This window comes from Aeromonas sp. 600276, from assembly GCF_049175815.1.
Taxonomy (GTDB): Bacteria; Pseudomonadota; Gammaproteobacteria; order Enterobacterales; family Aeromonadaceae; genus Aeromonas; species Aeromonas dhakensis.
In genome coordinates this window covers 1-15,272 of sequence record NZ_JAAKVU010000024.1, presented here as the reverse complement: position 1 = coordinate 15,272, position 15,272 = coordinate 1, and the positions used below count along the sequence as shown (strand labels likewise).

General features: G+C 62.0%; 15 protein-coding genes. 8 read left to right on the top strand and 7 right to left on the bottom strand.

Going from position 1 to position 15,272, the window contains the following annotated elements:
* Positions 1-538 precede the first annotated feature (538 nt).
* Positions 539-1,717 (top strand): aspartyl protease family protein, encoded by a 1,179-nt coding sequence (locus G5134_RS19195; RefSeq protein WP_065017841.1) that lies wholly within the window; start codon positions 539-541, stop codon positions 1,715-1,717.
* 55 nt (positions 1,718-1,772) lie between these two features.
* On the opposite strand, the gene G5134_RS19190 is transcribed toward G5134_RS19195, so the two are convergent.
* Together G5134_RS19190 and G5134_RS19185 are read right to left on the bottom strand one after the other, a co-directional pair.
* Complete coding sequence (locus tag G5134_RS19190; protein WP_065017842.1) at positions 1,773-2,384, bottom strand: MliC family protein; 612 nt, start codon at positions 2,382-2,384, stop codon at positions 1,773-1,775.
* A gap of 117 nt (positions 2,385-2,501) precedes the next feature.
* Complete coding sequence (locus G5134_RS19185; protein WP_323884863.1) at positions 2,502-2,864, bottom strand: DUF2061 domain-containing protein; 363 nt, start codon at positions 2,862-2,864, stop codon at positions 2,502-2,504.
* A gap of 186 nt (positions 2,865-3,050) precedes the next feature.
* On the opposite strand from G5134_RS19185, the gene G5134_RS19180 reads away from it, so the two are divergent.
* The gene (locus tag G5134_RS19180) at positions 3,051-3,281 is read left to right on the top strand and encodes a hypothetical protein (RefSeq protein WP_421232142.1); all 231 of its coding nucleotides are present in this window, start codon (positions 3,051-3,053) and stop codon (positions 3,279-3,281) included.
* Positions 3,282-3,347: 66 nt separating this feature from the next.
* On the opposite strand, the gene G5134_RS19175 is transcribed toward G5134_RS19180, so the two are convergent.
* Genes G5134_RS19175 through G5134_RS19165 form a run of 3 tightly spaced genes read right to left on the bottom strand, consistent with a single transcriptional unit; the run spans position 3,348 to position 6,560 of the window.
* A complete protein-coding gene (locus tag G5134_RS19175) occupies positions 3,348-4,202 on the bottom strand; it encodes a 23S rRNA (adenine(2030)-N(6))-methyltransferase RlmJ (RefSeq protein ID WP_017780500.1) in 855 nt (284 codons plus the stop codon).
* Complete coding sequence (locus G5134_RS19170; RefSeq protein ID WP_017785885.1) at positions 4,196-4,657, bottom strand: DUF2390 domain-containing protein; 462 nt, start codon at positions 4,655-4,657, stop codon at positions 4,196-4,198. The genes G5134_RS19175 and G5134_RS19170 overlap by 7 nt, the downstream gene beginning before the upstream one ends.
* Positions 4,650-6,560, bottom strand: coding sequence for an ABC transporter ATP-binding protein (locus G5134_RS19165; protein ID WP_421232137.1), 1,911 nt, complete (start codon positions 6,558-6,560; stop codon positions 4,650-4,652). The genes G5134_RS19170 and G5134_RS19165 overlap by 8 nt, the downstream gene beginning before the upstream one ends.
* A gap of 153 nt (positions 6,561-6,713) precedes the next feature.
* Between G5134_RS19165 and G5134_RS19160 the strand changes: the two genes are divergently transcribed.
* On the top strand, positions 6,714-7,124 hold the full coding sequence (locus tag G5134_RS19160) for a CBS domain-containing protein (RefSeq protein WP_011707313.1): 411 nt from the start codon (positions 6,714-6,716) through the stop codon (positions 7,122-7,124).
* An 82-nt stretch (positions 7,125-7,206) separates the two neighbouring features.
* Here the strand turns inward: G5134_RS19160 and G5134_RS19155 are convergent, their stop codons facing one another.
* Positions 7,207-7,662, bottom strand: coding sequence for an NfeD family protein (locus tag G5134_RS19155; RefSeq protein ID WP_029304862.1), 456 nt, complete (start codon positions 7,660-7,662; stop codon positions 7,207-7,209).
* Entirely contained in the window at positions 7,659-8,579 is a 921-nt protein-coding gene (locus tag G5134_RS19150) for an SPFH domain-containing protein (protein ID WP_011707311.1), read from the bottom strand. The genes G5134_RS19155 and G5134_RS19150 overlap by 4 nt, the downstream gene beginning before the upstream one ends.
* Before the next feature lie 197 nt (positions 8,580-8,776).
* Between G5134_RS19150 and cysG the strand changes: the two genes are divergently transcribed.
* From cysG to cysC, 5 genes are all read left to right on the top strand, one after another.
* On the top strand, positions 8,777-10,195 hold the full coding sequence (cysG, locus tag G5134_RS19145) for a siroheme synthase CysG (RefSeq protein WP_421232136.1): 1,419 nt from the start codon (positions 8,777-8,779) through the stop codon (positions 10,193-10,195).
* Between the two features lie 104 nt (positions 10,196-10,299).
* On the top strand, positions 10,300-11,208 hold the full coding sequence (gene cysD, locus G5134_RS19140; protein WP_054543456.1) for a sulfate adenylyltransferase subunit CysD: 909 nt from the start codon (positions 10,300-10,302) through the stop codon (positions 11,206-11,208).
* A 24-nt stretch (positions 11,209-11,232) separates the two neighbouring features.
* Positions 11,233-12,660: a sulfate adenylyltransferase subunit CysN gene (cysN, locus tag G5134_RS19135; protein ID WP_421232135.1), complete on the top strand. Its 1,428-nt coding sequence runs from the start codon at positions 11,233-11,235 to the stop codon at positions 12,658-12,660.
* A 4-nt stretch (positions 12,661-12,664) separates the two neighbouring features.
* A complete protein-coding gene (locus tag G5134_RS19130; protein WP_421232134.1) occupies positions 12,665-14,389 on the top strand; it encodes an SLC13 family permease in 1,725 nt (574 codons plus the stop codon).
* Between the two features lie 147 nt (positions 14,390-14,536).
* Positions 14,537-15,130, top strand: coding sequence for an adenylyl-sulfate kinase (gene cysC / locus G5134_RS19125; RefSeq protein WP_421232133.1), 594 nt, complete (start codon positions 14,537-14,539; stop codon positions 15,128-15,130).
* Positions 15,131-15,272 lie beyond the last annotated feature (142 nt).

Sequence of the window (15,272 nt, the reverse complement as noted above, 5' to 3'; positions counted from 1 at the left end):
GGCTAGCAGATTTCTATAGGGCAAAGTTGGTAATTAACATGGACACCCATCGTTGCCATCATTGTTCGGCAATGAAATTGGGGGAATTACATTTTGAGTAACATGTTGTGGGCATTAATCGCTTATCAATTCCATCAGGTAAGGCAACCGCCCCTGAATGACAGCCTCCAGTCTGCTGTTTTTAACCTGCGCTGTTGGGTTGGCCAGGCTCATAGGTGGCTCCGAGAGGCAGTTGCCAAACGGCTATGTTAGCGAGCGAAGCCGGGGAGGGAAGAGTGGGATGATGGTTTCCTGAGCGAGATCAATAAATTAATCAATAGGATGAGTTGAGCGGTAGCGGGGTGGGGACTCGGGGGATGATCTTGCCGGATCCCTGGATGGTGAGGGGTCATAATCAGCTTGAGTCGGCATAAAACACTTTGTTATTGTCGACTGCCCCGTAAAATCTGGTTTATTTACATATAAATCAACAGGATAGTTTGTGTTTGATGCTGTAGCTGGGGTGGCGCAGACACATTGTCTATCGCAAAGGAGTCTTATGACATTGCAGCGAAAAGCAGTGGCGCTCGCCATCTTGACCCTGTTTGGCACCCAGGGTTGCAGTACCCCGGATACCGCCCATGCAGCAAGCAAGTCCCAGCCCGTGCTGGCCGTCTCTTACGAGCGTAGCCCCATAGTGCCTGTCACCATCGCCGGTGAGCAGTACCAGTTTCTGCTCGATACCGGCGCCAGCATCACTGTGCTCGATCGCCGCATTGCCAGCCGCTTCAAGGCACTCTCCCTGAGTCAGTTGCCCCGTGCCTACCAGGCCGATTTTGCCAATATGGTCAGCGTCTCGAGTCAGATTGAGAGTGAACATTTCGGGTTTGTACAGCCGGTGCCCTTGTCGGTTGGCTCGGTCACGATCGATGACAGTGATCTGTGGGGCACCATGGATTTTTCGCTTATCTCCCAATCCCTTGGCACGCGCATCGACGGGGTGCTCGGGATAGAGGTCATCCGTCGCTTCAACTGGGTGTTTGATCAGGAGCAGCACCAGATCAGCGCCTGGGCGTCGGCCCCCTCGGCGGCCGGCTTCGAGCGCTGCATCGGTTATGACGACAGCTACAACCGTTCACCGGCGCTCTACCTGACCCAGGGCGATGGCAGCCTGCGAATGCTCCTCGATACCGGGGCCGATCAGAGCTATGTCGATCGCAGCTTTATCGGTCATATGGCCGCGCAGCAGGCGCTGTTGAAGGATGGTTCGACGCCAATGAAGGGGGTCGATGCGAGCGGCATGCAGGACCTGGGCGATCATGTCATCACCGGCCTGCACTTTGACGGCCGCCCCCTCGGTCAGCTGCGGGTGTCGGAGAATGACAACGACAAGTATGCCCTCGGCATGGACTTTGTGAGTCGCTTCAAGCGCTTTGCCATCATCCCGGGGCGCATGATGTTCTGCTATGACGCAGAGACGCTGGCGCAGCAGGTGCAGCCAAACCTGCGCCAGATTGCGGTGCGCTTCGATGGTCAGCATCTGCAGGTCTACTACAACGACGAGCGGGATCTGGCGCCGTTTGGTCTGAAAAATGGCGACGTCATCGAGCAGATCAACGGCGTGCCCTATCACTCGCTACAGATAGACAGGGTGCGGGATCTGCTGAACCAGAGCAAGGCGGGTTCGCTCAAGGTGCGGGTGGTGCGGGAAGGCAAGGCGCTGGATATCGCCATCTAGCACATAACAGGGCCGGCACCGTCAGGGCGAAACGGTGGCCGGCCCCCAGAGCGAGTTATTTGCCTTGCGCCGTGCTCACCCTGCAGGCGAGCGCCGGCTGGCCGAAACGCTCCAGCCTGGCCTCGTCCCCCTTGGTAAACAGGCTGATGTTCTGCCCTTCATAACGGGCGCCGCTGGCGCTGGGTTCCTGATAGGCGATGGTCTGCAGAGGCGGGCGATTGCCTTCACTCAGGTTGAGTACGGCCACCGGCACCTTGGCATCCTGATAGAAATAGGTCTCCAGCATGAGCTGGTCGCCGCAGCGGTAGAAGACGGGAGCCGTGACCATCAGCTGGCCACCGGTGACTTGCAGCTCGGCGATCCGCAGCTTGTAGTTATCCTCGACGCACTGGCGCAGATCCTGCCCCTTCCAGCACTCGTTGCGCCCCTTGATCCAGCCACGCTGCGTCGCCTGCTCCGTCTTGCGCTGCTCGGGGGAGAGTTGGGCGATCGCCTTGTGATAGAGGTCGGCCAGTTCATTGTCCAGCGCCGTCAGTTTCGCATCCTTGCAGATAAGCGTCTCGACCGCCCCGGAGGCCTTGTGACAATCGAACGAGGGGGTTGCGGCACTGGCCAGCAGGGGAAAGAGTGCCAGGGGGGCAAGCAGCAGAGTCTTGAGCGGGGTCATCGAAGCGGTTCCTGAAAAGAGAGATATCGCTTCACTAAAACACAAAAGCACTCATGCCGCCGAGCGCTTTTTTGGCGCTGGCGGCATGAGTTGGCGCGTAAAGCCCGGAGCCAGGGTTCAGGCCAGCACCAGCTGCTGGCGGGCGCGCCACAGCCGTTCGTGGAAGAAGAACACGACCGTGTTGATGGCAGGCTCGATCATCGCCATCACGCCGCCGGTGAGCAGCTCGCCACTCAGCAGGTAGGCGACGCCGAAGGCCACCGAGAAGTGCACCAGGGCGAAGCTGCTGGTCTTGGCCTGCAGGCTGTGGTGGGGCTTGAGCTTGTGCCAGCCAAGGTCGTGAAAGTAGAAGGCGACCGTGTTGACGGCGGGTTCGATCAGGGCGATCAGGCTGGCGGTGAGCAGTTCACCGGTCAGCAGGTAAGCCACGGTGAAGGCCACGGTGAAGTGCAAAACGGCAAAGCTGATGGTCTTTTTCATGATGGCGGCTCCCTCTGGTGATGAGCAGAGTATCCCTCGAAATTGCATTAAATGAAAACTATTCTCATCTAATGGTTGGATAGGGACGACCTATCAAGTGAGAGCACCCTCACCAGATTGGGAGTTGTCTGGGGCCACTGCGGCGCTAGAGTGAGCCTTTGCCATGAAAAAGGAGCTTTCATGCATATGAATATCAACGCCACCCTGATGGGGCAGTTCATCCTGTTGTTGATGATCATCGTCGGCGTCGTGGCCTGGCGACTGGCCCGCCGCAAGAGCAAGCATCCGGCGCTGATCACAGTGCTGTGCATGCTGCTCAGCCTGGCCCCGCCTTTCGCCCTGCTGGCGCTGCTTATTCTGGCGCTCTGGCGGGATCTCCCCGCAGAGGTTGGCACCCGGCAATTGCAGTCCCTTTAGCCACAACTGCCGCAGTAATAGAAAAGCCCCTCGCGGGGCTTTGTCGTTTTTGTGACGGATGAACGATCAGGCCTCGGCCTTGTTCAGCCACTCCACCTTGTACTGGGCGCCGGCGCCCTGGGCCAGTTTGGCGCACAGGGGTTTCAAGAAGGCTTCAATCTGCTCGTCCAGCATCCAGGGAGGGCTGATGATCAGCATGCCTGAGCCATTCATACCCCAGTCGGCGGTCTGGCCGGCCACTTCCAGCTCGGCCACCAGGACGTTACCGAAGTTCTCCCGCTTGATGGCGCGCAGCATGTCGCGGGATTTGTCCGCCTCCTGGCCGAGGATGGGATACCAGAGGGCGTAGATGCCGGTGGCCCAGCGTTTTTGCGCCTTTTTCAGGGTATCGACCACTGCGAAGTAGTCTTCTTTGAGCTCATAGGGGGGGTCGATCAGCACCAGGCCGCGGCGCGGAGTGGGCGGCAGCAGGGCCACCAGCCCCTCGAAGCCATCACGATGGTGCACGGCGACGCGGGGGTCGTAACCCATGTTGGCGCGCAGGTCCTCCACCTCGTTGTTGTGCAGCTCCATCAGTGCCAGCTTGTCCTGCTCGCGGGCGAGGCGACGGGAGAGCTCCGGCGAGCCGGGGTAGTAGTGCAGTTGACCATCGACATTCATATCGGCGATGACGTCCAGATAGGGGGCCATGGCAGACCACTGGGCTCGCTCATCCCACAGTCGGCCAATGCCATCGGCATATTCCGCCTTCTTCTGGGACCAGTCGCCGCGCAGGTCGTAGAGACCGCCGCCGGCATGGGTATCCAGCACGATGAAGGGTTTCTCCTTCTTCTTGAGGGACTCGATGATCAGGGCCTGGACGGCGTGTTTCAGCACGTCGGCGTGGTTGCCGGCGTGAAAGGCGTGGCGATAACTCAGCATATTAGGTCTCTGAGGGGGCCCTGCTGGGCCCCCAGTAACGATAGATAGTTCAACAGGTTGCGGCTGTTGCCGCGAAACAGGGTGAGGCTGCGCAGGGTCTGCAGCAGGACTCCCTGTTGCAGCCGCTCCAGCTCCAGCTCGTGGGCCAGCATGGCCTGATACTCCTGCTCGCCGAGCCGCGCCTTGGCGCTCGAACGCAGGGTGCGCCAGGGGCCGAGCACCGCCTCGGTCTGCACCAGCGCCGGTTGCAGGTCGGTGAGATCCACCGGGATGCTGCTCTGATCCAGCCGGTGCAGCAACAGGGCCAGGTTGACGTTGCCCCCCAGCGCCTGCACGCTGAGCCAATCCTGGCTGCGCGCACCGTAGGTTTCGCCGCTCCAGTGCCAGAAATCGAGCGGGCCCGGCAGTTCGTGGGCGTCGATCCGCTCGCTCGTCATCAGCTGTTCGTCACGCAAGGAAGGCCTGCTCCATGGTTTCCAGCTCCTCAGAGAGGCTCATCCACTCCAGCTCCACCCCTTCCAGCTCCTCCTTGATGGGGCCCTGGGACTTGAGCAGTTCGGAGAGCTTCTGCTTGGCGCTCTCTTCATAGATGGCGGGGTCGGCCAGCTGCTCTTCCACCGCGGCCAGCTTGGCCTGCAGCTTCTCCATGCTGGTTTCGAGCTTCTCCAGCTTCTGGCGCAGCGGTCGAGTCTGTTGCCGGAACTCCGCCTCACGCCGCTTCTGATCCTTGCGCGCCACCGCCGAGTTGGCGGAGACGACGCCGTCCTCCTGTTTGGCGTTGGCCTCTTTCTCCTGCTCGCCGAGCCACTTGTGGTAGTCGTCCAGATCGCCGTCGAAGGCCTCGACCCGGCCACCGTGCACCAGATAGAAGTCATCCGTGGTGGTACGCAGCAGGTGACGGTCGTGAGAGACCACCACCATGGCGCCTTCGAACCCTTGCAGCGCCATGGTCAGGGCGTGGCGCATCTCCAGATCCAGGTGGTTGGTCGGTTCATCCAGCAGCAGCAGGTTGGGCTTTTGCCAGGTGATGAGGGCAAGTACCAGCCGCGCCTTCTCGCCACCGGAGAAGGGGGCCACCTTGTCGAGCGCCTTGTCGCCGTGAAAGCCAAAGCTGCCCAGATAGTTGCGCAGCTCCTGCTCGGTTTTGTCCGGCGCGAGGCGTACCAGATGATCGAGGGGTGAGTCATCCAGGCGCAGAGTCTCCAGCTGATGCTGGGCGAAGTAGCCGATGCTCACCCCGGCGCTCACTTCCAGCTTGCCGGAGAGCGGCGGGTTGGAGCCGGCCAGCATCTTGATGAAGGTGGATTTGCCGGCGCCGTTGCGACCGAGCAGGCCGATGCGCGAGCCCGGTACCAGGTTGAGCTTGATCTTCTCCAGGATCACCTTGTCGCCGTAACCGGCGCTGAGGTTCTCCATGGCAATCAGCGGGGTCGGCAGGGCCGACGGCTCGCGAAACTCGAAGCTGAACTCGGAGTCGGCGTGGGCGGGCAGGATCTTCTCCATCCGCTCCATGGCCTTCAGCCGGCTCTGGGCCTGACGGGCCTTGGAGGCCTTGTAGCGGAAGCGGTCCACATAGGATTGCATGTGGGCCATCTCCCGCTGCTGCTTCTCGTACATGGACTGCTGCTGGGCCAGGTGCTCGGCGCGCTGCAGTTCGAAGTCGGAGTAGCCGCCAGTGTATTCGTTGAGCTTGCCGTTCTCGATATGAATGATGCGAGTCACCACAGAGTCGAGGAAGTCGCGGTCGTGAGAGATGAGCACCAGCGTGCCCTGATAGCCCTTGAGCCACTTCTCCAGCCAGATGACGGCGTCGAGATCCAGGTGGTTGGTCGGTTCATCGAGCAGCAGCAGATCGGAGCGGCAGAGCAGCGCCTGGGCGAGGTTGAGGCGCATGCGCCAGCCACCAGAGAAGCTGCGCACCGGCGAGCCGAGCTGCTCGTCGCCAAAGCCGAGGCCGTGCAACAGCTCGGCGGCGCGAGCGCGGATGCTGTAGGCACCTATGGTGTCGAGCTTGCCGTGCAGCTCGGCCACCAGCAGACCGTTGTCATCCCGCTCGGCCTGGGCCAGCTCGGCCTCCAGCGCGCGGAACTCCTTGTCGCCGTCGATCACGTAGTCGAGGGCGGAGCAGTCCAGCGCCGGGGTCTCCTGCGCCACCCCGGCAATCTGCCAGCCGGCGGGCAGGCTGAAGCTGCCGCTGTCGATGGCCAGCTCGCCCCGTACCAGTGCAAAAAAGGTGGACTTGCCACAGCCGTTCTTGCCCACCAGACCCACCTTGTGGCCGGGGTGAATGGTGGCGGATGCGTTGTCCAGCAGCTTGCGGCCGCCGCGGATCAGTTCGATTTGACTGGCAACTATCATGGATTGGTCTGCTTGGCTCAAATGGAGGAGAAAAACTGGCGCGGATCTTACGTGAAACGGCGCAGATTTGCACTTGAGGCGGGGGGCAACCACTGGCTGGGGGGGCAAAAACATGCCATAACAGAGCAATCAGTCAGGGTTGGGGAGGTTAGCATGCTTATCAGGGACATCATGACGACCCGGGTCGCCACCGTTTCCATGGATGACAGGCTCAATGTCATCAAGGAGATCTTCGAGCAGGCTCACTTTCGCCACCTGCTGGTGCTGGAAGAGGAGGAGCTGGTGGGGGTCATTTCGGACCGGGATCTGTTCCGCGCCATCAGCCCCTATCTGGACTCCGAGGCCGAGATGAGCCGAGACACCGAGACCCTCAACCGGCGCGCCCACCAGATCATGAGCCGCCACCCCATCACCATCGCCCCCCAGCTTACGGTGCGGGACGGGGTCAAGATGATGCTGGAGAAGAACGTCTCCTGCCTGCCGGTGCTGGAAAACGGCGCCCTGGTCGGCATCATCAGCTGGAAGGATCTGCTGCGCGCCGCCCTCGACAGCGACGCCTTCTAGCCCGCCAGCACAGCTTACAATACAGCGAAAAGGGCTCCGAGGAGCCCTTTGTCGTTGGCGGTCATGGCGCCTTGCCCCTGTGTCAGGGCAGCGGCTCCACCAGCAGGATATGGGAGTCGTACCCCGTCACCCGCACCTTGCTGCCGGCGCTCAGCGGCTGGTTGCAGCGCACCGTCCAGGCTGTGTCGTCCAGGTGTACCCGGCTCATCCCCTGAGTCACGTCATCCAGCAACACCAGCTCGCGGCCAAGATATCCCTGCATCCGCTCGTTGATGGGGGCGGCGGCATCCCGGCTGGAGCGATCCCGACGGTGTTGCCAGCGCCACCAGGCCCAGGTGGTGAGCAGGGATTGCAGGCCGAACAGCAGCAACTGCGCCTGCCAGCCGAAGGGCCAGACCAGCAGCAGCAGGCCCACTTCCAGCGCGGCGATGCCGGTCCAGAGCAGAAAGCCCACCGAGCCCAGCACCTCGATGGCCAGCAGCGCGAAGCCGAGCCCCAGCCAGTGCCAGTGGGTCAGCCCCTCGAACAGGGCTGTCATGACTTGCCGCCCTTGCCATCCTTGAACAGCTCGGCCATGCCGGCGACGGCGCCGATCAGGCTGCCCGCCTCCAGCGGCATCATCACCACCTTGCTGTTGGGGCCTTCGCCGATGCGGGCCAGTGCCTCGGTGTATTTCTGGGCCACGAAGTAGTTGATGGCCTGCAGGTCCCCTTCGGCGATGGCCTTGGAGACCATGTGGGTCGCCTTGGCTTCCGCTTCGGCGGCCCGCTCGCGCGCTTCGGCGGCGAGGAAGGCGGCCTGACGCTCACCTTCGGCCTTGAGGATCTGGGACTGCTTCTCCCCTTCCGCTTTCAGGATCTTGGACTGGCGCACCCCTTCGGCTTCCAGCACCTCGGCCCGTTTCTGGCGCTCGGCCTTCATCTGGGCGTTCATGGCTTCGACCAGTGCCAGCGGCGGACGTACATCTTTAATCTCGATGCGGGTCACCTTGATGCCCCAGGGGGCGGTGGCGGCATCCATGGTGCGCAGCAGCTTCTCGTTGATGGTGTCGCGCTGGGAGAGCATCTCGTCCAGCTCCATGGCGCCGAGCACGGTCCGCATGTTGGTCATGGTGAGATTGCGGATGGCGCTGGTGAGATCGTTGACTTCATAGCCGGCTTTGCGGGCGTCCACCACCTGCACGAAGCTGATGGCATCGATGGTGACGTTGGCGTTGTCGCGGGAGATCACCTCCTGCGCCGGGATGTCCAGCACCTGTTCCATCATGATGATCTTGTGGCCGACCCTGTCCACATAAGGGATCAGCAGGTTGAGGCCTGGCACCAGGGTGCGGGTGTAGCGGCCGAAGCGCTCCACGGTCCAGTTGTAGCCCTGCGGCACTATCTTGATGCCGGCGCTCAGGGTCGCGAGCACCAGAAACACGAAGATCCCCAGCACAATCAATGACTCATTCATTATTAAGCTCCTTATGAAACACTTTCACTAGCCTATGGCCTTGCGCCTGGCACCACAAGCGCCTTGCTTCGCCTTTGCCATCATACGGCTTTGTTAATTACTAAAATGCATTAAAAAGCATTTTTTATTATTTTGAGGGATAAGCAGCCCTGCCTATAGTCGCCCCATATTAGTCGTGTTCCGAGGGATGGGCCGAAATGGATTATTTGCCGATGTTTGCCAAATTGGACGGTCGCCCGGTGCTGCTGGTGGGAGGGGGCGAAGTGGCCCTGCGCAAGGCGCGCCTGCTGCTGGCGGCCGGTGCCAGGCTGACCTTGGTCTCCCCCGAGCTGGAACCCGACTTCCATGAATTTGCCGGTCGCTTCACCCATCTGGCGGAGCGCTTCACCCCGGCCCATCTGGCCGGCCAGATCCTGGTGGTGGCCGCCACCGACGACCTCGAGGTGAACGCCCTGGTCTATCAGAGCGCCAACCAGCTCGGTCTGTTCGTCAACGTGGTGGACGACCCCAAGCGCTCCAGCTTTATCTTCCCCTCCATCATCGATCGCAGCCCCATCATGGTGGCCGTCTCCAGCGGCGGCAAGGCGCCTGTGCTGGTGCGTCTGCTGCGCGAGCGGCTGGAGAGCCTGCTGCCGCGCCACCTCGGCGGCCTGGCCGAGCTCTCCGGTCGGGTACGCGACCGGGCCAAGCGGGTGCTCTCCTCCATTTCCGACCGTCGCCGCTTCTGGGAGCGGGCGTTTGCCTCCAACACCCTGGCCGGCCTGATTGAGAAAGCCGATTGGCAGGGGGCCGAGCAGTGGCTGAACCAGGGGCTCGACAATGCGAAAAGCGAAGTGGGCGAGGTGGTGTTGGTAGGGGCGGGACCCGGCGATCCGGGCCTGCTGACCCTCAAGGCGCTGCAACAAATTCAACAGGCTGAAGTGGTGCTCTACGACCAGCTGGTCTCCGCCGAGATCCTGGACCTGGTGCGCCGCGATGCCACCCTGGTGTCGGTCGGCAAGAAGGCCGGCGCCCACAGCGTGCCCCAGGAAGAGACCAACCGCCTGCTGGTGGAATACGCCAGGGCGGGCAACCGGGTGGTGCGGCTCAAGGGGGGGGATCCCTTCATGTTCGGCCGTGGCGGCGAGGAGCTGGAAGTGCTGGCAGAGGAGGGCATCCCCTTCTCCGTGGTGCCCGGCATCACAGCTGCCGCCGGTGCCACCGCCTATGCCGGCATTCCGCTCACCCACCGCGACCATGCCCAGAGCGCCGTCTTTATCACGGGCCACTGCCAGAAGGAGGGCAAGGAGCCCGACTGGCAGCAGCTCGCCGCCACCAGCCAGACCCTGGTGATCTACATGGGGCTGATGCGCTCCGAGCATATCCAGCAGCAGCTGGTGAACCATGGCCGCAGCAGCGCCACCCCCATCGCCATCATAGAGCGTGGCACCACGGCGCGGCAGCGCGTGCTGACCGGCACCTTGGCGGAGCTGGCCGAACTGGCCGCCCAGGCGGTGAGCCCCTCCCTTATCGTCATCGGCGAGGTGGTTGCCCTGCGCCAGCAACTCGCCTGGTTTGGCGAGACGGCGCAGGGGGCCGACAGCGGCCACGAGCTCAAGCTGGTGAGCCTGGCCTGAAGGCCGAGACAGCAATCGATTTGACGGTGTTGCCATGGCGGCACCGACCTGAACCAAGACCGCGTACCGACCAGGCGCGATAGCAATGAACCGAGGACCCAGACATGGACCGTGAAAGATTGACCCATTTGCAGCAGCTGGAAGCCGAGAGCATCCACATCATCCGCGAGGTGGCTGCCGAATTTGAAAACCCGGTGATGATGTACTCCATCGGCAAGGACTCCTCCGTCATGCTGCACCTGGCCCGCAAGGCCTTCTATCCGGGCAAGATCCCCTTCCCCTTGCTGCACGTCGACACCGACTGGAAGTTCAAGGAGATGATCAAGTTTCGCGACGAGACCGCCAAAAAGTACGGGCTGGATCTCATCGTTCACAAGAACCCGGAAGGGCTCGCCATGGGCATCAACCCCTTCGTGCACGGCAGCGGCAAGCACACCGACATCATGAAGACAGAGGGGCTCAAGCAGGCGCTCAACAAATACGGCTTCGATGCCGCCTTCGGTGGTGCCCGCCGCGACGAGGAGAAGTCCCGTGCCAAGGAGCGGGTCTACTCCTTCCGCGACAAGTCCCACCGCTGGGATCCGAAGAACCAGCGTCCCGAGCTGTGGCGCGTCTACAACAGCCAGGTCAACAAGGGTGAGAGCATCCGGGTCTTCCCGCTCTCCAACTGGACCGAGCTGGACATCTGGCAATACATCTATCTCGAGAACATCGACATAGTGCCGCTCTACTTCGCCGCTCATCGCCCTGTGGTGGAGCGCAATGGCATCAAGATCATGGTGGATGACGAGCGCATGCCCATCGGCCCGGAAGATGAAGTGAAGCAGGAGCTGGTGCGCTTTCGCACCCTCGGTTGCTACCCGCTGACCGGGGCCATCGAATCCAATGCCACCACCTTGCCGGAGATCATCGAAGAGATGCTGATCACCACCTCGAGCGAGCGGCAAGGGCGGCTCATCGACCACGATCAGGCCGGCTCCATGGAGCAGAAGAAGCGTCAGGGCTATTTCTAAAAAAATGTTCTAAGGAATCGCAACATGAACAACCACATTCAGACCGCCATCAGCGAACAGGGCATTGAAGCCTACCTGCACGCCCAGCAGCACAAGAGCCTGCTGCGTTTTCTCACCTGCGGCAGCGTGGACGACGGCAAGAGCACCCTTATCGGCCGCCTGCTGCACGACTCCCAGCAGATCTATGAAGATCAGCTCAAAGCGCTGGAGTCTGACAGCCAGAAGCTTGGCACCACCGGAGAGAAGCTGGACCTGGCGCTGCTGGTGGACGGTCTGCAGGCGGAGCGCGAGCAGGGCATCACCATCGACGTGGCCTACCGCTATTTCTCCACCGCCAAGCGCAAATTTATCATCTCGGACACCCCGGGCCACGAGCAGTACACCCGCAACATGGCCACCGGCGCCTCCACCTGCGATCTGGCCATCATATTGATCGACGCCCGCAAGGGGGTGCTGGATCAGACCCGTCGCCACAGCTTTATCGCGAGCCTGCTCGGCATCAAGCAGTTCGTGGTGGCGGTCAACAAGATGGATCTGGTGGAGTTCAGCCAGGAGGTGTTCGAGCGCATCAGCTTGGAGTATCGCGAATTTGCCAAGAAGCTCAGCGTCGACACCATCCATATCGTGCCGGTCTCGGCGCTGGACGGTGACAACGTGGTGAACCCAAGCGACAAGCTGGCCTGGTATCAGGGCGAGACCCTGCTCTCCTTGCTGGAGTCTGCGGAAGTGGAGCGCGAGCTGGAGCGTCACCCGGTGCGCCTGCCGGTGCAGTACGTGAACCGCCCCAACCTCGATTTTCGCGGCTTCGCAGGCACGCTGGCCTCCGGCATCCTGCGGGTGGGCGACAAGCTGGCGGTGCTGCCGTCCGGCAAGGAGAGCACTGTGACTCGCATCGTCACCTTCGACGGGGATCTGGAGTACGCCCTGCCGGGTCAGGCCATCACGGTCACCTTCGCGGACGAAATTGACATCAGCCGCGGCGACTTGCTGGTGGACGCGGCGAAAAAGCCCCAGGTGACCCAGAACGTGCTGGCTCACATCGTCTGGATGGGGGAGGAGTCCCTGCAACCGGGCCGGGTCTATGACGTCAAGCTGGCCACCAAGAAGAGCCGCGGTCAGGTGGAGGCCATCCGCCACCGCATCGAGATCAACAAGCTCGACGAGCTGCCGGCCTCCGAGCTCAAGCTCAACGAGATCAGCCTGTGCGAATTCAGCCTGACCGACCCGGTGGCGTTCGACCCGTACCAGGAGATCCGCGATACCGGCAGCTTCATCCTGATCGACCGGCTGACCAACGTCACCGTCGGTGCCGGCATGATAGTGGAAGGGCTGGCGACCAAGGTTATGGCAGGGCAATACAGCGAGTTCGAAGTGGAACTCAACGCCCTGGTGCGCAAGCACTTCCCCCACTGGCAGGCGCTGACCATCAGCAACGATTCCGGCAAGGAGTAAGCCCATGACCTGGCAACAATCCCTGGTGCTGGGTCTGCTGGCTGCCCTCGTCGCCCTGCTGATCCAGGGCAAACTCCGGCCGGCGCTGCTCTTCTCAGGCGCCGTGCTCATCACCTACCTGAGCGGCCTGGCGGACATCAACGCCGTGGTGGCGGGCTACACCAACAGCGCCCTGCTGACCCTGGTGTTGCTGCTGCTGGTGTCGCTCGCGGTGGAGAAGACCCGGGTCATGAGCTGGTTTGCCAACCTGGTGGGCACCGGCTCCTTCAACAAGGTGCTGGTGAAGGTGTGGTTTTCCACCGCCTTCCTATCGGCGTTCGTCAACAACACCGCCGTGGTGGCGTCCATGCTGGGGGCGGTCAAACGCAACCCCAACCATGCGCCCTCCCGGCTGCTGTTGCCCATGTGCTTCGCGGCGACCTTTGGCGGCGTGCTGACCCTGATCGGCACCTCCACCAACCTGATCGTCAACAGCTTCCTCATCAAGATGGGGGCCAAGCCGCTCGGCATGTTCGACTTCTTCATGGTGGGGGCGGGGACCCTGCTGACCGGCCTCATCGCCGTGTTGCTGTTTGCCCGCCACCTGCCGGAGCAGGATACCGAGATGAGCCGGGAATCCGGCTATTTTCTCGAGGCCAAGGTGGGCCCCGGCTCCCCCATGGCCGGGCGCAGCGTCAAGGAGAACGGCCTGCGCAGCCTGAAAAGCCTCTATCTTGCCGAGATCATCCGGGGCAATCAGGTGATCTGCCCGGTGCAGCCGGAACACGAGCTGCATGAGGGGGACATGCTGCTGTTTTGCGGTGACGTGGAGAGCGTCGGCGTGCTGCAGGAGCTCAAGGGGCTGGATCTCTACGGCCAGCACCGCCTCAACGGCCAGCACCTGGTGGAGGTGATCGTCAGCCACAGCTCGCGGCTGGTGGGGCAGACCATCAAGGATGCGGAGTTTCGCACCCACTTCGATGCGGTGGTGCTGGCGGTGCGCCGGGGTGAGACCCAGCTCACCGGCGGCCTCGGCCAGATTGAATTGCACGCAGGGGACACCTTGCTGCTGGCCCCCGGCCCCAAGTTTGCGGGCAACAAGTCCCTCTCCCGCGAGTTCGTGGTGGTGAGCGGGCTGGAGGCCTCCACCCGGCTCGATGCCACGCGTAGCGCCGCCGTGGTGGCGGGGTTCCTTGGGGTGCTGACCCTGTCGGTGCTCGATCTGGTGCCGCTCTTCAAGGGGCTGCTGGTGATGCTGGTGGTGCTGCTGTTCTTCCGCATCCTGACCCTGGACGAGATCCGCCGCCGCTTTCCGCTGGATATCTGGCTGGTGGTGGGCGGGGCGCTGGCCATCGCCGATCAACTGGAAAAAAGCGGGCTGGCCAAGCTCATCGCCGACTGGCTGATGGGGGAGTTCAACGGCGCCAGCCCCATCATCGCCTTTATCGGCATCTACCTGTTTACCCTGGTGCTGACCGAGCTGATGAGCAACAACGCCGCGGCTGCGCTGGCCTTCCCCATGGGTTACCAGCTGGCGCTCAGCATGGATGTCTCCACCATGCCGTTCATTCTGGCGGTGCTGTTCGGGGCGAGCTCCAGCTTTATCCTGCCCTACGGCTACCAGACCAACCTGATGGTCTATGCCGCGGGCAACTACAAGATGCCGGATTACCTTAAATTAGCCCTGCCGGTCTCCCTGGCCTACAGCCTCGGGGTGATCGTCATGGTGCCCCTGCTGTTTCCGTTTTAAGGCGGCGCAATTGGGGGCCTGGTGCCTTGCAGGGAATAGGAATACACGACGACCATGGCCCCCGTCAGTGGCGAGTGGCCAGAGGCTGAGCTCAAGGAGCCAGACCGTTTCAGCATTGAGGCGCGAGCGCCAAGCAAGGAGTTTTGGATGAGCAATATCGTGTGGCATGCCCATGCCGTGGACAAACGGAGCCGGGCCGAGCAGAAGGGACAGAAGCCGCTGGTGATCTGGTTCACCGGCCTCTCCGGGGCGGGCAAGTCCACCCTGGCGGGAGCCTTGGAGCAGGCGCTGGCGGCCTCTGGCAAGCACACCTATCTGCTGGATGGGGACAACGTGCGCCACGGCCTCTGTGGTGATCTCGGCTTCGATGACGCCGCCCGTCAGGAGAATATCCGCCGGGTCGGCGAAGTGGCAAAACTGATGGTGGATGCGGGACTTATCGTGCTCACCGCCTTTATCTCACCGTTCCGTGCCGAGCGGGGCCTGGTGCGCAATCTTGTGGGTGAAGGGGAGTTTGTCGAAGTCTTTGTCGATGCGCCGCTCGCCATCTGTGAAGAGCGCGACCCCAAAGGGCTCTACAAGAAGGCGCGTGCCGGGGAGATCCGCAACTTTACCGGCATCGACTCCGCCTACGAGGCACCGGAGCAGCCGGAAATTCATCTGCTTAATGCCGGCAAGCCGGTAGAGGTACTGGTGGATGGGTTGCTGACTGCCCTGAGGCAGCGGGGGCTGATCGATTAGGGGGAATGGCTGATATCGAATATAAATATCCGAGGGGAAAGAGCCCCTCGGATATTGCATTTCATAGATTGTATGGAGATGGTATTCACCTGACAGTTGCCCACAAAAGGGAGTGGTCATACGGCTTCAAACCGGATAACAA